Source organism: Streptomyces sp. CB01881, from assembly GCF_002953255.1.
Lineage (GTDB): Bacteria > Actinomycetota > Actinomycetes > Streptomycetales > Streptomycetaceae > Kitasatospora.
The window spans coordinates 9,974,668-9,997,042 of sequence record NZ_CP026498.1; the positions used below are offsets into that span (position 1 = coordinate 9,974,668).

A 22,375-nucleotide genomic window follows, 5' to 3' on the forward strand; every position below is an offset into this window, starting at 1 on the left:
ATGGGGATCAAGACGAGCGGGGCGTTCGAGGTGACCGCCTTCGAGCCGGAGGAGACCGACGAGCAGCCCGGAGCGACGCTCGGCCGGGTGCGGCTGGCCAAGGAGTTCACGGGCGGCCTGACGGGCAGCAGCGTGGTCCGGATGCTCTCCGTGCTGGACGGCGCGGGCGGCCCGGCGGCGTACGTCGCGGTGGAGCGCTTCACCGGGGAGCTGGACGGGCGGAAGGGCTCGTTCGTGCTCCAGCACTCGGCGCCGGGCAGCCAGGGCGAGCGGCTGGCCATCCGGGTGGTGGCGGGCACCGGCACGGGTGAGCTGGCGGGGATCACCGGCACGTTCGAGCTGACCGTGGACGACGGCGGTCACACCTACGTCCTGGAGTACGAGCTGGGCTGAGCCGGCCGGACCGTCCGCGCGGCGTCGGCACCGCGTCGGCCCCGCACTGTCACGATGATGCGATCAGCGCACGATCGATCGCGGAGGGTGATGGATGGCTCGGGGCACGGCACGTGCGGTGGACGAGGTGATCCGCCGACTGCGGGAGATCGACGCCGGTCTCCCGGACGGCGACGGCGTCGCGGTGTTCAACCGCATGTACCTCACGGTGACGGCGGCGGTGCACCGCCGCCTGGCGGGCCCTTACTTCGCCGACCCGGCCGCGATGGCCGAGTTGGACGCGGTGTTCGCCGGGCGGTACCTGCTGGCCGTGGACGCCGTCGCGGCGGGGCGCCGGCCGCCGGCCTGCTGGCGGCCGCTGTTCGAGCTGCGCGGGCACTCCGGGGTACATCCGTTGCAGTTCGCGCTGGCCGGGATGAACGCCCACATCCAGCACGACCTGCCGCTCGCCGTGATCGACACCTGCCGCCGGCTCGGCCGGTCCCCCGAGGACCTCTGCGCCGACTACCACCGGATCAACGGACTGCTCGCCGCCGTGGAGACGGCCGTCCGGGAGCAGCTGATGCCCGGGCCGGACGTGCTGGAGCGGGCCGAGCCGCTGACGCACCGGGTGGGCGCCTGGTCGGTGGACTCGGCCCGTGACGCGGCATGGGCGAGCGTCGCCGCACTCTGGGAGCTGCGCGAGGTTCCGCACGCGGCGGCGGCGCTCGCCGCCGCGCTGGACGTCGCGGTCGGCCTGCTCGGCCGTGCCCTGCTCACCCCGCTCGGCTTCCACGGCGCCGACGGCACCCATGACACCCGCGAGGGCCACGACGCCCACCACGGCCACCAGGCCCGCCAGACCCACGAGGCCCACGACACCCGCAGCACCCTTGACGCCCACGGCGGAACGGCCGGCCGGCTCCCCGGGGCGAGGAACCGGCTGGCCGTCCGCTGAGCGGGATCAGGCCCAGCTGGAGTGCAGCGGCTTGCCCTCGGCGTAGCCGGCCGCGCTCTGGATGCCGACCACGGCCTTCTCGTGGAACTCCTCCAGGCTGGACGCGCCCGCGTAGGTGCAGGAGCTGCGCACGCCGGCGACGATCGAGTCGATCAGGTCCTCGACGCCGGGGCGGGCCGGGTCGACGAACATCCGGGAGTGCGAGATGCCCTCCTCGAACAGCGCCTTGCGGGCCCGGTCGTACGAGGAGTCCTGGGACGTGCGGTTGCTCACCGCGCGGGCCGAGGCCATGCCGAAGCTCTCCTTGTACTGGCGGCCGTCGGCGGTGGTCTGGAGGTCGCCGGGCGACTCGTAGGTGCCGGCGAACCAGGAGCCGATCATCACGTTGGACGCACCGGCGGCCAGCGCCATCGCGACGTCGCGCGGGTGGCGGACACCGCCGTCGGCCCAGACGTGCTTGCCGAGCCTGCGCGCCTCGGCGGCGCACTCCAGGACGGCGGAGAACTGCGGGCGGCCGACGCCGGTCATCATCCGGGTGGTGCACATGGCGCCGGGGCCGACACCGACCTTGAGGATGTCGGCGCCCGCCTCGACCAGGTCGCGGACACCGGCGGCGGAGACCACGTTGCCGGCCACGATCGGGATCTGCGGGTCCAGTCCGCGCACCGCGCGCAGCGCGCTGATCATCGACTCCTGGTGGCCGTGCGCGGTGTCGACCACCAGCACGTCGGCGCCGGCCTCGATCAGGGCCTTGGCCTTGCCGGCCACGTCGCCGTTGATGCCGACGGTGGCGGCGATCCGCAGCTGGTTCCGCGCGTCCACGGCCGGGGTGTAGAGGGTGGCGCGCAGCGCGTTCTTGCGGGTCAGCAGGCCGACCAGCCTGCCCTCGGCGTCCACGACCGGGGCGAGCTTGCGGTGCGCCTCGGTCAGCTTGTCGAAGGCCGCGCGCGGGTCGATGCCCTCGTCGAGCAGCAGCAGGTCGCGCGACATGACGTCGGCGAGGCTGGTGAAGCGGTCGACGCCCTGGCAGTCGGAGTCGGTGACAACGCCGACCGGCTTGCCGTCCTCGACCACGACGAGCGCGCCGTGCGCCCGCTTGGGCAGCAGCGAGAGCGCCTCGGCGACGGTGGCGCCGGGGTCGAGGGTGATGGCGGTGTCGTGCACCAGGTGGCGCTGCTTCACCCACCCGATGACGTCGGCGATCACCTCGGTGGGGATGTCCTGCGGGATGGCGACCAGGCCGCCGCGGCGGGCGACGGTCTCGGCCATCCGGCGGCCGGCGATCGCGGTCATGTTGGCGACGACCAGCGGGATGGTGGTGCCGGTGCCGTCGTTCGAGGACAGGTCGACGCCCTGCCGGGAGCCCACGGCGGAGCGGCTGGGGACCATGAAGACGTCGTCGTACGTGAGGTCGTACGAGGGCTTGAGGTCGTTCAGGAAGCGCATGAAAAAGGGCTCTCTGGCTGGGAGAAGTTACACCTCGGGTGCGGTTGCGACGAAGCCGCGGGGCGCACTCGGGCGCCCCGCACCCAACATTCGATTCTCCGGCACCGTGGGGGCAAAAGCCAGTTCGAGGACGTTTGCTGGGGCACCGCACAAACCATGATCGCCGCACGGCTCCAAGGCTTGGAGCTTCCTCCAAGCGTCCGGCTTTTCGCCCCGGCCAGGGCCGCTCCCGTAGCATTCACGCGGTAACGGCGAGGCAATCCAGGAAAGCGGCAGCGGGCGATGACGGCGGGCGTGGACATCCAGCAGGGCAACGGCACCGAGGGGATCGAGGAGGAGATCGACTACGGTCCCGGCCTCGACCCGGAGCGGCTGCGGCTCTGCCTCGACGTGCTCGCCGAGCTGGACGGGCTGCACGTCGACCACCCGGACGCGATCACCGTCCGCCAGGCGGTCGGCGGCATATTCCGCACGCTCAAGCAGCGTCGCCGCCAGGAGACCCGGGCCCGGAAGACCGCCAACGACCGTGCCGTCACCGCCCGTACCGCCACCGGTGCGCCGACCCGGATCGACGACGAGACGGCCGGCGCCTTCGGCCTGACCACGGTCACGACCACCGAGATCGCCGGCATCCTGGAGCGCCCCCGCTCCTGCTACACGTGCAAGCAGCGGTACGTCGAGGTGGACGCGTTCTACCACAACCTCTGCCAGTCCTGCGCCGTGAAGAACCGCGCCCGCCGCGACGCCCGCGCCGACCTCACCGGCAAGCGCGCGCTGCTCACCGGCGGCCGGGCCAAGATCGGCATGTACATCGCGCTGATGCTGCTGCGCGACGGCGCCCACACCACCATCACCACCCGCTTCCCGAACGACGCGATCCGCCGCTTCACCGCGATGCCGGACAGCGCCGACTGGATCCACCGCCTCAAGATCATCGGGATCGACCTGCGCGACCCGGCCCAGGTGATGGCGCTGGCCGACGAGGTCGCCGCGGACGGCCCGCTGGACATCCTGATCAACAACGCCGCGCAGACCGTGCGCCGCCCGCCGGAGTCCTACCGCGAGCTGGTCAACGCCGAGAACGCGCCGCTGCCCGCCGGCGAGCTGCCGCAGTCCACCACCATCGGCCGCTTCGGCAGCGGCAGCGTCGACCTGCCGGCCCTGCCCGCGCAGGCCGGCGGCGGCGAGGAGCGGCTGTCCGCCGAGGACGTCACCTCGCTCGCCCTGGTCACCGGCTCGGCGACGCCCGCCCGGATCGAGGCCGGCACCGCGATCGACGCCGGTGGCCTGGTGCCCGACCTCGCGCCCACCAACAGCTGGGTGCAGACCGTCAACGAGGTCGGCCCGGTGGAGCTGCTGGAGGTCCAGCTCTGCAACTCCACCGCGCCGTTCATCCTGATCAGCCAGCTCCGCCCGGCGATGGCCGCCTCGGCGTCCCGCCGCAAGTACGTGGTCAACGTCTCCGCGATGGAGGGCGTGTTCCAGCGCGGCTACAAGGGCGCCGGCCACCCGCACACCAACATGGCCAAGGCCGCGCTGAACATGCTCACCCGCACCAGCGCGCAGGAGATGTTCGAGTCCGACGGCATCCTGATGACCGCCGTCGACACCGGCTGGATCACCGATGAGCGCCCGCACCCGGACAAGATGCGCCTCGCCGACGAGGGCTTCCACGCCCCGCTCGACCTGGTCGACGGCGCGGCCCGGGTGTACGACCCGATTGTCCGCGGCGAGCAGGGCGAGGACCTCTACGGCTGCTTCCTCAAGGACTTCGACCGCTCCGCCTGGTAACCCGCGCAAGGAGAAACCGAGTTGACCACCGCACCGCTGCTCGGCGCCGGCGTCATCGTCCCCACCGGGGACGGCCGGGTGCTGCTCGGCCGCCGGATCACCGCCGGCGAGGCACCGACCTGGAGCCTGCCGGGCGGCAAGGTGGACGACCCGGGCGAGTCCTTCGAACAGGCCGCCGCCCGGGAGCTGGCCGAGGAGACCGGCATCGTGCTGCCGGCCGAGCGGATGCGCGTCCTGGCCGTGCTGCTCGACCACGAGCTGGGCCGCCCCCGGCTGACCGCGGCCGTGCTCACCCCGCCGAGCCTGGCCGCGGCCGAGGTCACCGAGCCGCACGCGTGCGCCGGCTGGGAGCGGTTCCCGCTCGACGCACTGCCCGGGCCGATGTTCTACCCGTCCGCGCTGGTGCTGGGCAGCTGGCTGCCGAACGCCCCCTCGGTGCTCCGGCCCGGAACGCACGCCTACCCCGTCACCGGCAGGAGCCGGGTGACGGGGTAGGGCACGGAGCGGTTCCGCCGTGGCGGGCCGCCTCCGGAGAAGGCCGACCGTCGCGGGCGGGTCAGCCGTCGCGGGCGGGTCAGCCGTTGCGGGCGGGTCAGCCGTTGCGGGCCGCCTCCGGGCCGGTGATCCGCTTCAGCAACGGGAGCGTGGAGGCGATGATCCCGAGCGAGGCCGCCAGGCCGAGCGCCACCAGGACGAAGTACACCGCGCCCGGCGACACCAGGTCGTAGTGCATCTGCGACTTGAGGAACATCGCGGAGGCCGCGAAGCCCGTCCCGGTCGCGATCGCCGCCACCGCCAGCAGCGGCAGCGCGCTCTCCAGCCCGATCACCCGCTGCAGCAGGCGCAGCGGCGCACCGGTGAGCCGCAGCATCGCGAACGGCCGCTTGCGGTCGGTCAGGCCCGCCACCACGCTCACCGCGAGGCTGCAGCCGGCGATCGGCAGGGTGGTCAGCAGGACCACGTTGGCCAGCTGGCGCCAGCCCGCGAGCTGCCTCTGCTGGGCGGAACCCCAGTCGCCCACGGTCCGGGACGCGTACGCCGGGTTGGCCTTGGTGAGCAGCGTCCGGGTCTGCTCCATGGCGGCGGTGGAGCCGTCGGTGGTCACGTAGATGCTGCGCACCGGCAGCCTGGCCGCCTCTTCCGCGGAGACCGGCGCGGCCGGCCACTCGGCCTTGGCGTTGGAGCGCAGGTCCAGGAAGGCCCACGGCGGGACGCCGGCGACGCTCGCGCCGGCCGGGCAGCGGCCCACCACCGGGACCTGGGCGAGGTCGGAGCAGAGCACCAGGCTCGGCGAGAACCAGGGGCGCTCACCCGGCAGTCTGCCGAGCCCCTGCGGGTTGTCGTGGCCCAGGGAGAGGCCGCGGAAGCCGGGCACCGCCCGGAGGTCCGCCAGCAGCTTCTCCGACACGGCGTCCGTCATCGGCGGATCCTCCATCCGGCCGCTCTGCCCGACCGCGACCCGGGTCTGCGGGTCGCCGCTGAGCGTGCCCCGGCTGTCGTTGATGGTGCCGATGATGCAGACGGTCGCGGTGGTGACGAACAGGGCGAGGACCAGGCCCGCGACCGAGCGGAAACCCGCCTTCGGGTCGTCCGCGAGCCGCCGGACGGCGATCAGCGTGGCCGGGCGGCTGGTGCGCAGCGCGACGGCACGGGCGGCCACCATGGTGATCCAGGGTCCGGCGATCACCAGGCCGAGCATGATCACCAGAAAGCCGGTCAGATAGGCCGCGGTCTGCCCGTTGGTGGTGTCCGGGCGCCGGTTGACGAAGTAACCGAGCTCGGCCAGGCCGGCCAGCAGCGGGACCACCCGCCAGTGACCGGGCGGCTTCGGGGTGACCCGGCGGGTGACGCCCAGCGGGGAGATGGTGACCCGCCGCAGCGCCAGCCGGGCCGCGACCGCCGCCGCCACGGGGACGCCCAGCGCCGTGGCCGCCATCTGGAGCGGAGTGAGCGTCAGGTCCTCGGCGAAGAACCGGTTCCCGGTGAACGGGATGGTCGCCACCAGCGGGCGCAGCAGCAGGAAGAGACCGAAGCCGACGACCGTGCCGGCGACCGCGGCCACGGTGGACTCCACCGCCGAGATCACCGAAACCTGCCGCGGGGTGGCGCCGACCAGCCGCATCGCGGCGTAGCGCTGCTCACGGGTGGCGGCGGAGAGCCGGGTCGCGGTACCGATGAAGATGACCACCGGGAAGATCAGCGCGCCGGCCACGACGGAGAGGATCAGCGTCATGGCGTCGCCGCGCGTGCCCAGCCCCGGGCAGTCGTTGTCACAGGAGGGCGGGAGAGCGGTGGCGATGGTGGTGACCTTGCTCGCCCCGGGCATGTGCTCGATCTCCCCCGGGGTGCGGCCCTCGACCAGGAAGAGCGAGTCCGGGGAGGGCAGCGCCTCGGCGCCGAGGACTCCGGCCATCCGGCCGGGAAAGCGGTCGCCCAGTTCGACGGCCGCGGTCTTGCGCAGCAGTTCGGCGAGCGCGGGCGAGGCGTAGTACTCACCGGGTGCGGGCAGCTTGGTGAGGCCCGGCGGGACGGGCGCGGTCGGCCCGGTGGCGGCGACGTCGAGCCGGAAGATCTCCTTGCCGTCGAAGAAGTCGCTGTGGTCCCACCACCAGAGCGGGTCCACCGGCGCCGTCTCGGTACGGCTCGCCGCACCGGAGTTGGTCCACAGGACCCGTTCGTTGGCCTTGCCGACGGCGTTGATGCTCGCCAGCGTGGAGAGCAGCAGGCCGACGCCGATCGCCACGGCGGCGGCGATGATGACCAGCCGGGCAACGGCCTCCCGGCCGCCGCTGACGGCCAGTCGGAGCGAGAAGGCGATCACGAGGCGATCCGTTCCGCCGCGCGGCCCGCCGCCGGGCCCGCCGGGAGCGAGGTGGCCCTGCCGTCCCGGACGATCGCCTCGCGGTCGGCGTAGGCGGCGACCCGCGGCTCGTGGGTGACCAGGATGACGGTGGTGCCCTGCTCGCGCGCGGCACCCACCATCAGCTCCATCACCTGCTCGCCGGTGAGCGAGTCCAGCGCGCCCGTCGGCTCGTCGGCGAACAGCACCTGCGGCCGGGCCACCAGGCCGCGGGCCAGCGCGACGCGCTGCGCCTGACCGCCCGAGAGCTCGCCGGAGCGGCGCCGCTCCATGCCGTCCAGGCCGAGCCGGGCGAACCAGGGCCTGGCCTCGGCCAGGGCGGCGGCCCGCCTGGTGCCGCTCAGCAGCAGCGGCAGGGCGACGTTCTCCTCGGCCGTCAACTCCGGGACGAGCTGCCCGAACTGGAAGACGAAGCCGAACTTGTCGCGGCGCAGGGCGCTGCGCTGGGCCTCGCCCATGGTGTCGATCCGCCGGCCGTTGAAGTGGACCTCGCCCGAGTCGGGGGTGAGGATGCCGGCCAGGCAGTGCAGCAGGGTGGACTTGCCGGAGCCGCTGGGGCCCATGATGGCGAGCACCTCGCCGGCGTTCACGGACAGGCTCGCGCCGCGCAGCGCGGGGGTCTCACCGAAGGCGAGGGTGATGTCCTGGGCCTCGATCAGCAGGGTCATGGCCGCACCGCCTCGGCGAGCGCGTCCAGGCGGGCGGTGGTCAGGTCGATCCAGCGCAAGTCGGCCTCCAGGTGGAAGAGCCCGTGGTCGGCGAGCAGGGCGTCGACCAGCGCGCCCTTGCGGCGCAGGTCGGTCAGCTCGCGCATCCGGTGCATGTGGGCGGCGCGCTGGGTGTTGAGGTAGACCTCGGCGTCGCGGCCGAGCATCAGGGCCAGCACGACCTTGGTGAAGAGCACCGTCTGCAGGTTGGGTTCGGGCGAGACGGGCTCGGTGAGCCAGTGCTCGAACTCCGTCACGCCGGCCTCGGTGATCACGTAGCGCTTGCGCTCGGGCCCGTCGCCGGGCTCGGCCTCGCCCGCCACGACCTTGCCGTCCCGCGCCAGCCGGCCGAGCGTGGCGTAGACCTGGCCGTACGGCAGGGGCTTGCCCCGCCCGAAGAAGGCGTCGTAGTCGCGCTTGAGGTCGTAGCCATGGCTCGGCTCTCGCTCCAGCAGCCCGAGAAGGGTCAAAGGAACACTCATGAGATGACCATACATCAGGCGTATACTCCGAGTGTATAGCTGGCGAGAATACGTCCCTGACCTGCGGATCTGGTGGGCGACACAGTCGCAACTGCGCCCGGGCGACGCGGGAAGGGCGCCGGGAAGGCCTGCGGGAGAGAACCGGGAACGGCGTGCGGAGAGGCGCCCGGGAGGGGCGTTCGAAGGAGACGTCCGGGCAGGCGTGAGCGGGAGGCGGCCCCACGCCGCCCCCCGCTCCACACCACGGCCCGGCAAGCCCCCACAGCAGGCCGAACCTGCCGCGTCCCGGCCCATGGAGGACGCGGCTCCTCCAGCCTGCCTCGCCGGGGCCTCCCCCGCCGAGGGCCGAACGTCCCGGTTCGCCCGAAACTCCCCGATGGTGCGGGCGCGCACGGCTCTTGTGCACGGACGGGGGACGGAGTGAGATGGGAACCCGGCAGTACGGGCGCTGCGGCGGGAGACCCCGGCCGGGCGCCACCGCACCGTCGCCCCGCGAACCCGGCGAACCCCGAGGAGCCCGCATCGTGTCCAGCACACCCCGCCGGCCCCGGCCCGCGTCGCTGCCGCGGCGGGCCGGCCGAAAGCTGCGGCGGGTCTTCGGCGCGCGCGGCGACGCGTCGGTGCGGACACTCGTCCGCCCGCTGGACCGGTCCCGCAGCCGCGCCCGGACCGCCACGCTGCTGGGCGTTCTCCTCACCCTCGCGGCCGCCGTCACCGCTGCGCTGCTCGGCTACCGGGCCACCGCGCGCGACGCCGCCGCCGACCGCGCGCGCCTCCACCCGGTCGTCGCGGTCATACGGAGCGTCGACCACCCCTCCGCCACCACCAGCGGCCGGCGCACCGGCGGTTACCGGAACCAGCTGCCCGCCGAGGCCGCCTGGACCGCCCCCGACGGACAGCCGCGCACCGGCACGATCGAGGTCCGCCACACCGCCGTCGCCGGCTCCGCCATCACCCTCTGGGTCGACCGGGCCGGCACCCCCGCCACTCCCCCCACGACCAGGAGCAGCCTCGTCATCGACGCGGTCTGCGCCGGCCTCGCCGGGTTCCTGACCGTCACGACGGTGCTGGTCGGCGCCCTCGCGCTGCGCCTGCGCGTCCTCAACCGGCGGGCCGACCTGGCCTGGGAGGAGTCCTGGGCCCGGCACGAGCCCCGGTGGAGCGGCCGCACCACCAGCAGCCCCGGCGGACCTCAGGACGACTGACGGAGACCACTGTGCACATCGCCTTCACCACCGACAGGCTCACCGCCCGGCTCTGGGAGCCTCGCGACGAGCAGCGCGCCTACGACATCTACTCCCGCTGGGAGGTGGCGCGCTGGCTCGGCGCCAAGCCGAGGGCGCTGGCCTCGCCCGACGAGGCCCCGGCCCTGATCGAGCGGTTCCGGCAGCGCTCCGCCGACCCCCGGTACGGCATCTGGGCGCTCGAACGGCGGGACACCGGAACCGTCGTCGGCTCCGTCCTGCTGGTACCGCTGCCCGACGGCGACGGCGAGATCGAGGTCGGCTGGCACCTGCACCCCGACTCCTGGGGCCAGGGCTTCGCCACCGAGGCGGCCCGCGCCGCCCTCGCCAAGGGGTTCGCCGACGGCCTCACCCGCGTCCACGCCGTCGTCCGCCCCGGCAACGCCCCCTCGGCGGCGGTCTGCCGGCGCCTCGGCATGGCGCAGCTCGGGCGGACGACCCGGTGGTACGGGATGGAGGCGGACGCCTTCCTCGCCGTCCCGGAGGCCGCCGGGGCGGCGGAGACGCGCCGCCTCGCGCTCCAACTGCCCGCCGAACTCGTCGACTGGGTGCGCGCGTTCGCGGAGATCTCGCACCGGACGGTCGAGGACGTGGTCGGCCCGCTGATCGCGGCCGAGCGGGCGCGGGTCGACGCCGGCTGGACGACTCCGTCGAAGCGGACCACCGACGCGCCCTGAAGCCCGCGGCGGCCGCGCGCGTACCGCCCCTCCCCCGGCCGCACGGTGACCTTCGGTCAGGGCCCGCCCTCCGGAGCCGTCCAGGCGGGGGCGGGCCCTCCGTGGCGGCCCCGGCGGGGGCGGGAGGCGCGGTCGGTGAGGACGGCGACGGCGGCGAGGAGAGTGAGGGCGAGGCCCAGCGCGGCCGGGACGTCGGTGTGGAGGACGAGCACGGCCCCGAGCAGGGCCCCGCCGAACATCCAGACGGCAGAGGCCAGTCGGCGGGCGCCGGAGCGGTCGGCGGCGAGGGCGGTGATGGTCATGGTGAGGACGGTGGTGGTGAGGTCCGGCACCCTGAGGTGGCGGACGACGGCGTTCTGCAGTCCCATCGCGAAGCCCAGCAGGCCGATCAACGGGTAGCGGACCGGGTCGGCGGTGTAGCCGGCCAGCGCGGCGAGGGCGGTGCCGCCGGCCAGCAGCGCGGCCTGCACGACCGTGGAGACGACCAGCAGCCGCCCCCGGTGGCCCGGCAGGAGTTCGCTGAGCCGGCCGCCGGCGAGCGCGCCGAGGAGGAAGGCCGCCAGCGCGGCGAGCGAGGCCGTCGCGGAGAGACCGGGCGCGCCCGCGAGCGCGAAGCCGAGGAAGACGACGTTCCCGGTCATGTTGGCGACGAAGACGTGACCGAGCGCGAGGTAGCTGACCGCGTCGACCAGCCCGGTGACGACGGTGAGCACCAGCAGCATCGTGACCAGCGGGCCATGGCGCGGGTCGGTCTTCAAGCCTGTCTCCTCCGGTCGTGCGGCGTCCGGTCCGGTGGTGCTCGGTGGGGTCCGGTGGGGTCCGGTGATCGCTCCGTCCGTTCTACGCCCGCCCGGGCGCCCGGTCACGCCGAATCCCCGGTTGGTGCGGAACCCCGGCCGCCGCGCCTCCGGAAACGACGGCGCCCCCGTCCCGGAGCGTGTCCGGGACGGGGGCGGGGCGAGGAGGGAAGGAGTGAGGAGGGAAGGGGGCTGGGCGGAGTCCAACGCTTTGCAAAGTGCACTTTGCAAAGCGTTGGACCGGAAGAGGACGGGGCGGGTCATGGGCAGCACCAGGGTGCCGGCGCACCTCAGGCTTTGCAAAGTGCACTTTGCAAAGCCTTGCGGCGGCTCGGCAGGTCGGCGGCTCGGCGCTTCGGCGGCGAGATGGCGTCGGGACGGCGGACGACAGTGGCGCAGCACGACACTGCACGACACGACACGGCAGCCGGTACGGCGCCCCACCCCGCGGCGGGCCGCAGGCGAACCGTCAGATCGCGAGTGCCGGGTGGTGGTGGTCGAGCCAGAGCGCGAGGTCGACGACCCGCTCCAGACGGAGCCGGTGGCCCCACTCCAGCTCGCCGGCCGGGGTGCCGAGGCCCGCCTTGACGACCGTCTCGTCGACGATGTCACGGACGTGCGGCACGTCGAGCGCCTCAAGGGCGAGCCGCTGGAGGCCGCTGTTGTAGTCGGCGTGGTGGGTGGTCGGGTAGTGGTTCTTCGGCCGCCAGAGCACCGAGTCGGGCGCGATGCCCTGGCCTGTGGAGCGGAGCAGGCTCTTCTCCCGCCCGTCGTGGCTCTTCATCGCCCAGGGGGTGTTGAAGGCGTACTCGACCAGCCGGTGGTCGCAGTAGGGGACGCGGACCTCCAGGCCCTGGGCCATCGAGAGGCGGTCCTTGCGGTGCAGCAGCTGGCGCAGCCAGCGGGTGATCGAGAGGTGCTGCATTTCGCGCTGCCGGTGCTCGGCGGGGCTCTCGTCGTCCAGGTGCGGGACAGCGGCGAGCGCGCCGCGGTAGGTGTCGTCGCGGAACTCGCCGATGCGCAGGTGGGCGGCGAGGTCCGGGTTGATCGGCATGGCCGCCTCGTCGCCGGTGACGAGCAGCCAGGGGAACGTCCGTGCGGCGAGCGCCCCGGGCTTGTGGAACCACGGGTAGCCGCCGAACACCTCGTCCGCGGCCTCGCCGGAGAGGGCGACCGTGGAGTGCCGGCGGATCTCGCCGAACAGCAGGTAGAGCGAGGTGTCCATGTCCCCGACGCCGATCGGCGAGTCACGGGAGACGACGACGGCCCGGCGGTGGTCCAGGTCGAGCAGGGCCTTCGGGTCGAGGACGACGGTGGAGTGGTCGCTGCCGATGAAGGCGCCGGCCTCCGCGGCGTACGGGGTGTCGTGGCCGGTGCGCAGCACGTCGCCGGTGAACTGCTCGGCCTGGTCGCTGTAGTCGACGGCGTACGAGCGCAGCCTGGCCTGCGGGCCCTCGGTCAGCCGGAGTTCGTCGGCGACCAGTGCGGTGACGACGGTGGAGTCCAGGCCGCCGGAGAGCAGGCTGCAGAGCGGGACGTCGGCCTCCAGCTGGGCGCGGGCGGCGCGGTTGACCAGCGAGCGGACCCGTTCGGTGGTGGTGGCGAGGTCGTCGGTGTGCGGGCGGGCCTCCAGCTCCCAGTAGCGGCGCTCGCGGACGCCGTCCCGGTCGAGGACGAGCAGACCCCCGGGGTGGACCTCCCGGACGCCGGCCCAGACGGTGGGGCCGGTGTTGAAGAGCAGGCTGTAGGCCTCGCGCAGGCCGTCGGCGTCGACGGTCGGGGTGATCTCCGGGTGGGCGAAGAGTGCCTTGGGCTCGGAGCCGAAGGCGAGGCCGCCGTCGACGGCGGCCCAGAACAGCGGCTTGACGCCGAGCCGGTCGCGGACCAGCAGCAGCCGCTCGGCCCGCTCGTCCCAGATGGCGAAGGCGTACATGCCCTCCAGCCGGTCGACGAGGGCGTCGCCCCACTGCAGGTAGGCACGGAGCACCACCTCGGTGTCGCTGCGGGTCTCGAACCGGTGCCCCCGGGCCTGGAGTTCGGCGCGCAGCTGGTGGTGGTTGTAGACCTCGCCGCTGTAGGTCAGCACGACGCCCGGGCGGTCGCGGCGGTCGGCCATCGGCTGCGCGCCGCCCTCGATGTCGATCACGGCGAGGCGGCGGTGGCCGAGCGCGGCGTGGGTGCCGAGCCAGACCCCGCCCGCGTCGGGCCCGCGCAGGGCCATGGTGGCGGTCATCGCCTCGATGACGGGGGCGCTGTGGCGGACGTCCTGGTGGAAGGACGCCCAGCCGGTGATTCCGCACATGCGCGTGCACTCCTTGGGGCGGGCAGACTCGGACCGGGCGGGCGGGGCGGTCCGCCCGGGCTTCCGGCCCGGCACGGCCGCCCGTCGGCGCCCGGTCCACCAGTCGTGCGGCGCGGGCCCGGGGTTCCCCTCGATCCGGACACGTTTCCGGCCACGCGGTGGCGCAGCCGGACGGCGCCCCGGGGCCCGCGCCGTGAAACAGGGGCATCGGAGCGGCGGAGCCGCTACGGCCGACGGTGTGCCGGGGTTGCCGGTCCGGTGTCAGCGGCCTGTCGGTGATGTGCCGGTCCGATGCAGGTGGGCTCTGGGACCTTCGAGAGGTCCTGCCGGGTGCCGATCCGGCCGTGGGTTCAGGGAAGGGGATCTCTTGTGCATGACGTAGTGATCGTGGGCGCCGGCCCGGTGGGGCTGTTCCTCGCCTGCGAGCTCGGCCTCGCGGGCTGCTCGGTCCTGGTGCTCGAGCGGGAGCCGGGGCCCCTCTCGCCGTTCAAGGCGCTGCCGCTCGGCATCCGGGGCCTGTCCTCCACCTCGGTCCAGGCGTTCTACCGCCGCGGGATGCTGCACCAGTTGCTGAAGGCATCGGGCGTCCACGATGAGCCCGGCGCGCACCCGGGACCGGACGAGCCGTCAGTCCCTCGTCGTGGTGGCCACTTCGCCGGCATCATGATCGATCCGGCCAAGATCGACTCCGCGGCCCCGCCGTACCGGCTACCCGGCCCGGCACCGGAGGGCATGCCGACTCACGTCGAAGCCATCGAGGCGGTGCTGGCCGAGCGAGCGTCCGAGCTGGGCGTGGAAGTCAGGCGCGGCGTCACGGCTTCGTCCATCGCGCACAACGACGAGAGCGTGATCGTGCAGGCGGGCGAACACGCGTACACGGCGCGCTGGCTGGTCGGCTGCGACGGCGGGCGCAGTACCGTACGCGGGCTCGCGGGCTTCGACTTCGTCGGGACCGAGCCGCTGTTCACCGGCTACACCATGTTCGCCACCGTCGCCGACCCCGAGAAGCTGAGCCCTGGGTTCAATCTGACGCCGACGGGCATGTACCTCCAGCCCGCGGCAGGGTACATCGGCATGATGGACTTCGACGGCGGCGCGTTCGATCGCTCGCAGCAGCCGACGCGCGACCATCTCCAGACGGTTCTGCGCCGGGTGTCCGGCACCGACGTGACGCTGAGCGAGGTCCGTCTCGCGTCGAGCTTCACCGATCGGGCGATGCAGACGACGACTTACCGGCGGGGACGCGTCCTGCTCGCGGGCGACGCCGCTCACATCCACTCGCCCCTGGGCGGGCAGGGTCTCAACGCCGGTATCGGCGATGCCCTGAACCTGGGCTGGAAGCTGGCGGCGGCCGTGCACGGACACGCGCCGGACGGACTTCTGGACACCTACAGCCGCGAGCGCCATCCGGTGGGGTCAGCGGTGCTCGACTGGTCGCGCGCACAGGTGGCGGCCATGCGGCCGGACCCGCACGGCCGGGCCGTCCAGGGGTTGATTCGCGAACTGATCGACACCCGTGACGGAGCGACCTACGTGTTCGAGAGGATGTCGGGATCGTCCGTCCGTTACGACCTCGGCAGCGAGCACCCGCTGGTCGGCCGCGGCGCCCCGGACCTTCGCCTGGAGGACGGCACCCGTCTCGGCGACCTGATGCGGGACGGACGGGGCGTCACGCTCGACTTCAGCGCCGACCGGTGCCTGCACGGTTCGGCGAGGGGCTGGGAGAGCCGGATGCGCTACGTGGCCGGTCCGGCGAAGGACGACCTCGGACTGGGTGCCGTGCTGGTCCGGCCTGACGGCGTGGTCGCCTGGGCAGGCGATCGCGCACCTGATCGTGAAGCGTTCGAGCGGGCCGCAGGCCGCTGGTTCGGCGATCCCGAAAGCTGAAGCGGGCGTCGGCCGGCGCCCCGGGAACGTCCGCTTCCCCGGGCCCGGACGTCGGGCCGTGCTCGCGCGGTCACCCCTCCGGCCCTGCGGTGGGCCGCAGGGGTGACGGCGTCCGCGCGGCGAGGCCGTCGAGCTCGATGCCATGGCCGAGGCCACCGGCAACCGGCAACCGGCGCGACGACCACCAGCGCGACGCCGTAGCCCACTTCGCCCTGGAGACCGCGGCCTTCGCCCATCGCACCGACGACCCCGAACCCGCCCCGAACGCCGCCTCGGGATGTGGTGGCAAAGGGTGCCCGGGGAGACGCCGAGCAGCCCGGCGATCGAAGCGAACGATGTGATCGAGGCGTTCGAGGTAATCAAGGCGGCCGAGGCGAGCGAGAGGCCCTGGTCGGGCAGCAGGTCGCGGGCAGGTCCGGAAGCCCGAACAGAACCCCCTTGACTAATGGTCAAGAAGTGTTGACCATTAGGGGCATGCCTACCGACGATCTTCCCGAGACGTTCCACGTCACCACCGACGAGCAGCTACGCGCCGTCTCCAATCTCACGCGCCACCGGATCATGGCCGTGCTCCGCTTCGAGCCCGCGACGATCACGCAGATCGCCGAGCGAGTGGGCCTTGCGAAGGGGAGTTCCAGCTACCACGTACGGCTGCTCGAACGGGCCGGCCTGGTGAAGGTGGTGCGGACGCGGAAGGTCCGCGGGGTCACCGAGCGGTACTACGCCATGGCCGCGCGGTCGATCGAGCTGCCGGATCCGGGCGAGGGAGGCCCGGACGTGCTGATGCGGCATGCGGTGGCGGACCTCGAGGCGGCGCCGGCGGATGGCGAGCGGCACGTGCGGATGGCGCATCTGCGGCTCACCGATGAGCAGTTCGCGGAGCTGGGGGCGCGGCTGCAGACACTGGCGGACGAGTACCGGGAGCTGTCCGATCCGTCGCTGCCGGACGCGTCACTCGTCTTCGCACTGTTCCACCCGGCATCGCGCGTGCAGGCCGGAGGGGACGCCAAGTGACCTCGGACGTTCGGAAGTTGCCGGCCGGGTTCGGGCGGCTGTGGACTGCGCAGACGGTGTCCTCGCTCGGTGACGGGGTGTCGCATGCCGCGCTGCCGCTGGTCGCGTTGACGTTGACGCGGGATCCGATGGCGCTCGCCGTCGTCACGGCCGCCGGGACGCTGCCGTGGCTGCTCTTCGGGGTGCTCGGCGGTGCGCTGGTGGACCGCTGGGACCGCCGGCGCACGATGTGGATCACGGACGCGGCGCGTGCGGCGCTGCTCGCGATACCGGCGGCAGCGGCCGCGCTCGACGTGCTGAGCATTCCACTGCTCGCGGCCGTCGCCTTCCTGCTCGGCCTCGGCGGACTCTTCTTCGACACGGCCGCGACGGCCTATCTGCCGGATCTGCTCGGCCGCGACCCCGCACTCCTGGAGCGCGCCAACTCCCGCCTGCGCGGCACCCAGACCGCCGCGTCCGGCTTCGCGGGGCCGCCTGCGGGCAGTGCCCTGCTCGCGCTCGGGCGGGCGGTTCCGCTGCTCGCCGACGCGGTGTCGTTCGCGCTCTCCGCACTGCTCGTACGGTCGCTGCCTGCCACACCCCGGCCCGTACCGCAGGCCCGTGAGTCGCTGCTGCGGCAGGCGCGGGCCGGCGCCGCGTACGTCTTCCGGGATCCGTTGCTGCTCGGGCTCGCGCTGCGTCCGGCGGTCGGGAACATCGCCTTCCTCGCCGTGGAGACCGTACTCGCCCTCTTCGCGCACGACCGCCTCGACATCGGCACCTTCGGCTTCGGCCTGCTCCTCACGGCGGAGGCCACCGGCGGTCTGCTCGGCGCGGGCATCGCCTCCTTCCTCGGCCGACGCCTCGGCACCGGCGCCGCGCTCACCTGCACGGCCGCAGTCGAGGGCCTCGCCATCCTGAGCCTTGCCGCCGCCCCGAACCCGTACGTCGCCGGCCTCTCCCTCGCCGTCTGCGGAGCGGGCATGGGCGCCACGATGGTGCTCGGCCCCTCCCTCCGACAGACGATCGTCCCCGCCCACCTGATGGGCCGGGTCGCCTCCACCTCCCGCATGCTCGCCATGTGCGGCGCCCCGTTCGGCGCCTTCCTCGGCGGCTGGCTTGCCACCACCTTCGACGTGCGCACCCCGCTCTACACCGCCGCCGGCCTCCTCCTCACCATGACCGCGGTCACGTCGACCATGACCACCAACCGCCGGGTCGAGGCGGCGCTGCGTGCCGCCGCCCCCGCCGGTGGTCCGGATCAGTCGGAATCCCGGGATCTCGTTCAGCAGGGTGCCGTTTAGGGCTCCGCGAGGTCGTTGAGCCGGTGCCGAGCCCGGCTCGGCGTTCCTCGCCCCGGCCCCGGAGCGTCGGCCAGGTCGGAGACTCCGGCTCGCCCACCGCGCCGAGGTCCCCGGCCGGGCTTCCGGAGCTGGGGGGCCGCGCGGAACGCGGCACGCGGAGAACGGCGGGCGGAGAACGGCGGGCGGAGAACGGAACGGCGGGCGGCGGGCGCATCCCGCGCCTGCCACCCGCCGTTGCCCGGCCGCTGCCGTCACCCGGCCACTGCCAGCCGGCTGCCGTCAGTCAGCCCCCGTCAGTCAGCCGTTGCCGGGGCTCAGCAGTCCTTGAGGGTGTCGCAGAGCGCCGCGTCCATCGCCTTCGTCACGTCGGCGTCGGCCGGGCCGGCCCACGCGACCTTGGGCTGGGCGCCGGTCTTGGCGGCCGTCCAGAGCGACAGCTCGTTGACCGTGCCGTCCGGGGCGGTCAGGTACTCGTGCAGGGTGACGGTGGTGCCGCCGGCCTGCGGGACGGTCACCGTGGCGGCGAAGTACATCGCGTCCCCGGGGCTGGTCACCTTGACGGTGGCGCCGGGGACGGTCTTGGCGCAGTTCTTGACCTCGTCCTCAAGGTCGCCGAGGACCAGGTAGGCGGTCTGCGCGATGCCGCTGCTCGGGCGCGGGTCGCCCTGGTAGAGCAGGGTCTGCTGGGCCTGCCACTGGTCGGCCCCGCCGGCACCGATCACGGACTGCGCGGCGGCCCGGCCGGCGCCGAGGCTCTCGTGGTCCTGGGAGAGCTTGGAGTGGCACAGCTCCTGGAGCTTGAAGGTCGGCTTGCCGCTCACGCCCTTGGCACCGGCCGCCGGGGCCGGCCACTTGTAGGTGGCGTCGAGCGGGATGGCGCGCGGGTTGATCCAGGCGCCGGCCGGGATGTCCTTGGAGACGGCGGGGCCGGCCGAGGACGGCTTGGCGGCGGCGGTCGACGGCTGTGCCGCCCCGCCCGATGCGGCGGTTCCGGCGGCGGTGGCGGCGGTGCTCGGAGCGGCGTTCTGCGCCCCGCTGTTGTCCGGCCCGCAGGCGTTCAGCACGCCGAGGCCGAGGAGTGCCGCGGCGGTGACCGCCGTCCTGGCGGCCACGCTGGGTCCGTTGGTGCGCAACTGACTTTTCCTTCCCCCGATGTGATGGTGCGGTCGACGCGGCCGGGCCGCCGGTCACATGACCGGTGGTCAGCTCCCCTGCGGCCACCCGCGCCGACGGCGTCGAAACCTAGTGCGAACCTGCCGCGGCATGCAAAACGGCCACCGTCCCGCAGGCGGATCACCAGGGCTTTTGAACGCGTTCATTTTTGTATTAAGCTAAGAACAACACTACGGAGGGGGACTCCCATGAGAATCGTCATACCGGGGGGAACCGGGCAGATCGGCCGCGTCCTGGACCGCGCCCTGACCGCCGAGGGCCACGACGTGCTGGTCCTCACCCGGCGGCCGCGGCGCGACCGCGAGCTCTCCTGGGACGGCCGCACCCTCGGCCGCTGGGCCGAGGCCGTCGATGGCAGCGACGCCGTGATCAACCTCGCCGGGCGCAGTGTCAACTGCCGCTACACGCCTGCCAACCAGCACGAGATGCTGGCCTCCCGGGTGGACTCCACCCGGGTCGTCGGCGAGGCCGTCGCCGCCGCCGCGCGCCCGCCGCGGGTCTGGCTCCAGATGAGCACCGCCACCATCTACGCGCACCACTACGGCACCCCGCACGACGAGGCGACCGGTGTCCTCGGCGGAGGCGAGCCCGACGTCCCCCGGTACTGGGACCGCAGCACCGACATCGCGAAGGCCTGGGAGCGCACCCAGCAGGACGCCCCCACCCCGGACACCCGGCGGGTCGCGCTGCGCACCGCCATGGTGATGAGCCCCGACCGCGGCGGCGCCTTCGACCTGATGCTGCGGCTGGCGCGGTGCGGGCTCGGCGGTCCGATCGACGGCGGCGCCCAGTACATGTCCTGGATCCACGACCGGGACCTCGTGCGCGCCGTCCGCTTCCTGCTCGACCGTGACGACCTGGCCGGCCCGGTCAATCTCGCCGCCCCGCACCCTGTGCCGCAGCGCGCGTTCATGCAGGCGATCCGGAGGGCCTGGGGCATCCCGGTCGGCCTGCCCGCCACCCGCCGGATGGCCGAGCTCGGCGCGTTCGCCCTCCGCTCCGACACCGAACTGCTGCTCAAGAGCCGCTCGGTGACACCCGGCCGACTCCGGGACGCGGGGTTCGGCTTCGAACACCCCCACTGGCCGGCGGCGGCCGTCGACCTCGCCCGGCGGCTTCGGCAGCGGGCCTGACCCCGTCGGGGGTCCCGGTTCCGTGACGCGTATCGCTCAGGCGATCACTTCCGTCGGGTGCACCTCACCTGAGACCGGCGCCTTCCACCTCTTCGAACCCGGCGTAGGCCGGGAAGTGCAACGTCAACTCACCGTTTCTGTACGTCACCTCGGTCGCCGCTCCCAGGTCCTCGCTCCAGCCGTTGTCCATCGGAAACCGGCCCGAGAACCCTTCGCCGACACCGCAGACACGACTACGGAGCGGAGCCGCCGAACCGCTCAGGGCCGCCGGAGCGCCGCCGGCGGGTTCATCGCCTCGACCGCCGTGACGAGGGGGGCCAGTTCGGGGTTGCGCGCGGCCTCGTCGAGCGCCTCGCGGAGGGCGGTGTCGTTGGTCGGCCGGGCTTCGCCGAGGAGCTTCAGCCCGTCCTCGGTGACGTTGGTGTAGATGCCGCGACGGTCGGTGGGGCACAGGTAGCGGGAGAGCAGGCCGCGGTCCTCCAGGCGGGTGACCAGGCGGGTGGTGGCACTCTGGCTGAGGACGACCGCGTCGGCGACCTGCTTCATCTGCAGGTGGCCGCCCTCGCCGTCGTGCTGGCGGCCGAGCACGTCGAGCAGCGAGTACTCGCGCACGCTCAGGTCGTGCCCGGACTGCAGGGCGCGTTCGACGTGCGCCTCGATCCTGCCGTACAGGACGTAGAGGGCAGCCCAACCGTTGGCGAGGGCGGTGAGCGCGGGGTCGGTGGCGGTCATGGGATCCGGTCTCCTTCCGGGTGGGACAGGGTCCAGGATAAGCCACGCGATGAAATATCAGCCTGAGCACATATAAGGCTTGTGCAAGCGTTTCCCCTGGCGAGACCGGGCGCCGACGGGCGACACCGCGGGCCCCGGGGATGCCGAGACGCCGAGACGCCGGGACGCCAAGACGCGGAGGCACGGAGGCACGGAGGCACGTAAAACGATTGCCCGCATTTGCACTTATGCCGCGCTTGCAATTATTGTCGGAGCACGTAAGGCGCACTAGCAATCGTACGGAGGGTAGGCTCATGCCTCTCGCGCTCCTCGCCCTGGCCATCGGGGCCTTCGGGATCGGCACCACCGAGTTCGTGGTCATGGGCCTGCTGCCCGAGATCGCCGGCGACTACGGCGTGTCCATCCCCACCGCAGGGCTGCTCGTCACCGGCTACGCGGTCGGCGTCGTCATCGGCGCGCCGCTGATGACGATGCTCGGCACCAGGATCAGTCGCAAGACGATGCTGATGCTGCTGATGGGCCTGTTCACCGTCGGCAACCTGCTCTCCGCCCTCGCGCCGAGCTTCGGCGCGATGCTCGCGGGGCGCATCGTGGCCTCGCTCGCCCACGGCGCGTTCTTCGGCATCGGCTCGGTGGTCGCCGCCGAACTGGTCGCCCCGGACAGGAAGGCCGGCGCCATCGCCACCATGTTCACCGGGCTGACCGTCGCCAACATCGTCGGCGTCCCGCTGGGCACGTTCATCGGCCAGGCCGTCGGCTGGCGCACCACCTTCGGGGCCATCGCCGCGCTCGGCGTGGTCGGCCTGCTCGGCATCGCCAGGCTGGTACCCGCCATGCCGCGCACGGAGGGCGCCCACCTGCGCCGGGAGCTGACCGCGTTCCGCAACCCGCAGGTGCTGCTCGCGATGGCCATGACCGTGCTCGGCTTCGGCGGTGTCTTCGCCGCGATCACCTACATCGCCCCGATGATGACCCACGTGGCCGGCTACTCGGACGGCGCGGTCACCTGGCTGCTGGTGCTGTTCGGTACCGGCATGTTCCTCGGCAACCTGCTCGGCGGCCGCTACGCCGACCGCAAGCTGATGCCGCTGCTCTACGCCACCCTCGGCGGACTCGCCGTCGTCCTGGCGCTGTTCACCCTGACGGCGCACAACAAGATCCTCGCCGCCGTCACCATCATGCTCGTCGGGGCGCTCGGCTTCGCCACCGTCCCGCCGCTGCAGAAGCGGGTGCTGGACCAGGCGCACGGCGCGCCCACCCTGGCCTCGGCCGTCAACATCGGCGCGTTCAACCTCGGCAACGCACTCGCGGCCTGGCTCGGCGGCATGGTCATCTCCGCCGGCCTCGGCTACACCGCCCCGAACTGGGTCGGCGCGGCACTCGCCGCCGCGGCCCTCGTCCTCGCCCTCTGGTCCGCCACTCTGGAGCGCCGCGGCCCCGCACGGGAGGCCGTGGCCGGCGCCGCCGCTACCTCCCCTGCCCCCGCCCCCGCCCTCCGCTGACCCCTCGCCCCCCTC

Annotated in this window: 19 protein-coding genes; 11 read left to right on the forward strand and 8 right to left on the reverse strand. The window is 73.3% G+C overall.

What is annotated here, in order from left to right:
* Both C2142_RS32955 and C2142_RS32960 read left to right on the forward strand, forming a co-directional pair.
* Entirely contained in the window at positions 1 to 393 is a 393-nt protein-coding gene (locus C2142_RS32955) for a DUF3224 domain-containing protein (protein WP_148646461.1), read from the forward strand.
* Between the two features lie 94 nt (positions 394 to 487).
* Positions 488 to 1,330 (forward strand): DUF5995 family protein, encoded by an 843-nt coding sequence (locus C2142_RS32960; protein ID WP_346766405.1) that lies wholly within the window; start codon positions 488 to 490, stop codon positions 1,328 to 1,330.
* Positions 1,331 to 1,336: 6 nt separating this feature from the next.
* Here the strand turns inward: C2142_RS32960 and C2142_RS32965 are convergent, their stop codons facing one another.
* Positions 1,337 to 2,776, reverse strand: a complete 1,440-nt coding sequence (locus tag C2142_RS32965; protein WP_148646462.1) for a GuaB1 family IMP dehydrogenase-related protein — start codon at positions 2,774 to 2,776, stop codon at positions 1,337 to 1,339.
* Positions 2,777 to 3,070: 294 nt separating this feature from the next.
* On the opposite strand from C2142_RS32965, the gene C2142_RS32970 reads away from it, so the two are divergent.
* Positions 3,071 to 4,567 (forward strand): SDR family NAD(P)-dependent oxidoreductase, encoded by a 1,497-nt coding sequence (locus C2142_RS32970; RefSeq protein WP_241002920.1) that lies wholly within the window; start codon positions 3,071 to 3,073, stop codon positions 4,565 to 4,567.
* Between the two features lie 21 nt (positions 4,568 to 4,588).
* Entirely contained in the window at positions 4,589 to 5,062 is a 474-nt protein-coding gene (locus tag C2142_RS32975; RefSeq protein ID WP_148646464.1) for an NUDIX domain-containing protein, read from the forward strand.
* A gap of 97 nt (positions 5,063 to 5,159) precedes the next feature.
* Here C2142_RS32975 and C2142_RS32980 read toward each other — a convergent pair whose 3' ends face one another.
* From C2142_RS32980 to C2142_RS32990, 3 genes are read right to left on the reverse strand one after another with little or no spacing between them, the layout of a single operon-like run.
* The gene (locus C2142_RS32980) at positions 5,160 to 7,388 is read right to left on the reverse strand and encodes an FtsX-like permease family protein (protein ID WP_148646465.1); all 2,229 of its coding nucleotides are present in this window, start codon (positions 7,386 to 7,388) and stop codon (positions 5,160 to 5,162) included.
* Positions 7,385 to 8,095, reverse strand: coding sequence for an ABC transporter ATP-binding protein (locus C2142_RS32985; protein ID WP_148646466.1), 711 nt, complete (start codon positions 8,093 to 8,095; stop codon positions 7,385 to 7,387). Before C2142_RS32985 ends, C2142_RS32980 begins: the two co-directional genes overlap by 4 nt.
* Positions 8,092 to 8,616, reverse strand: a complete 525-nt coding sequence (locus C2142_RS32990) for a PadR family transcriptional regulator (protein WP_148646467.1) — start codon at positions 8,614 to 8,616, stop codon at positions 8,092 to 8,094. The genes C2142_RS32985 and C2142_RS32990 overlap by 4 nt, the downstream gene beginning before the upstream one ends.
* Positions 8,617 to 9,140: 524 nt before the next feature.
* Between C2142_RS32990 and C2142_RS32995 the strand changes: the two genes are divergently transcribed.
* Positions 9,141 to 9,821: a hypothetical protein gene (locus tag C2142_RS32995; protein WP_148646468.1), complete on the forward strand. Its 681-nt coding sequence runs from the start codon at positions 9,141 to 9,143 to the stop codon at positions 9,819 to 9,821.
* Between the two features lie 11 nt (positions 9,822 to 9,832).
* On the forward strand, positions 9,833 to 10,537 hold the full coding sequence (locus C2142_RS33000) for a GNAT family N-acetyltransferase (protein ID WP_148646469.1): 705 nt from the start codon (positions 9,833 to 9,835) through the stop codon (positions 10,535 to 10,537).
* Positions 10,538 to 10,593: 56 nt separating this feature from the next.
* Here the strand turns inward: C2142_RS33000 and C2142_RS33005 are convergent, their stop codons facing one another.
* Positions 10,594 to 11,259, reverse strand: a complete 666-nt coding sequence (locus C2142_RS33005; protein ID WP_148646695.1) for a YoaK family protein — start codon at positions 11,257 to 11,259, stop codon at positions 10,594 to 10,596.
* Positions 11,260 to 11,803: 544 nt separating this feature from the next.
* Complete coding sequence (gene asnB / locus C2142_RS33010) at positions 11,804 to 13,636, reverse strand: asparagine synthase (glutamine-hydrolyzing) (RefSeq protein ID WP_148646470.1); 1,833 nt, start codon at positions 13,634 to 13,636, stop codon at positions 11,804 to 11,806.
* Between the two features lie 369 nt (positions 13,637 to 14,005).
* On the opposite strand from asnB, the gene C2142_RS33015 reads away from it, so the two are divergent.
* The 3 genes from C2142_RS33015 (at position 14,006) to C2142_RS33025 (ending at position 17,820) form a co-directional block, all read left to right on the forward strand.
* Positions 14,006 to 15,523, forward strand: coding sequence for an FAD-dependent monooxygenase (locus C2142_RS33015; RefSeq protein ID WP_148646471.1), 1,518 nt, complete (start codon positions 14,006 to 14,008; stop codon positions 15,521 to 15,523).
* Positions 15,524 to 15,997: 474 nt separating this feature from the next.
* A complete protein-coding gene (locus C2142_RS33020; protein WP_148646472.1) occupies positions 15,998 to 16,537 on the forward strand; it encodes a transcriptional regulator in 540 nt (179 codons plus the stop codon).
* Positions 16,534 to 17,820 carry an MFS transporter gene (locus C2142_RS33025; protein WP_148646473.1) on the forward strand — a complete coding sequence of 429 codons (1,287 nt, stop codon included), beginning with the start codon at positions 16,534 to 16,536 and terminating at the stop codon, positions 17,818 to 17,820. Before C2142_RS33020 ends, C2142_RS33025 begins: the two co-directional genes overlap by 4 nt.
* 314 nt (positions 17,821 to 18,134) lie before the next feature.
* Here the strand turns inward: C2142_RS33025 and C2142_RS33030 are convergent, their stop codons facing one another.
* Entirely contained in the window at positions 18,135 to 18,953 is an 819-nt protein-coding gene (locus C2142_RS33030) for a hypothetical protein (protein WP_148646474.1), read from the reverse strand.
* Positions 18,954 to 19,181: 228 nt separating this feature from the next.
* Between C2142_RS33030 and C2142_RS33035 the strand changes: the two genes are divergently transcribed.
* Entirely contained in the window at positions 19,182 to 20,126 is a 945-nt protein-coding gene (locus C2142_RS33035; RefSeq protein WP_148646475.1) for a TIGR01777 family oxidoreductase, read from the forward strand.
* 258 nt (positions 20,127 to 20,384) lie between these two features.
* Here C2142_RS33035 and C2142_RS33040 read toward each other — a convergent pair whose 3' ends face one another.
* The gene (locus C2142_RS33040) at positions 20,385 to 20,858 is read right to left on the reverse strand and encodes a MarR family transcriptional regulator (protein ID WP_148646476.1); all 474 of its coding nucleotides are present in this window, start codon (positions 20,856 to 20,858) and stop codon (positions 20,385 to 20,387) included.
* A gap of 293 nt (positions 20,859 to 21,151) precedes the next feature.
* On the opposite strand from C2142_RS33040, the gene C2142_RS33045 reads away from it, so the two are divergent.
* Positions 21,152 to 22,360 (forward strand): MFS transporter, encoded by a 1,209-nt coding sequence (locus tag C2142_RS33045; protein ID WP_148646477.1) that lies wholly within the window; start codon positions 21,152 to 21,154, stop codon positions 22,358 to 22,360.
* Positions 22,361 to 22,375: the final 15 nt, after the last annotated feature.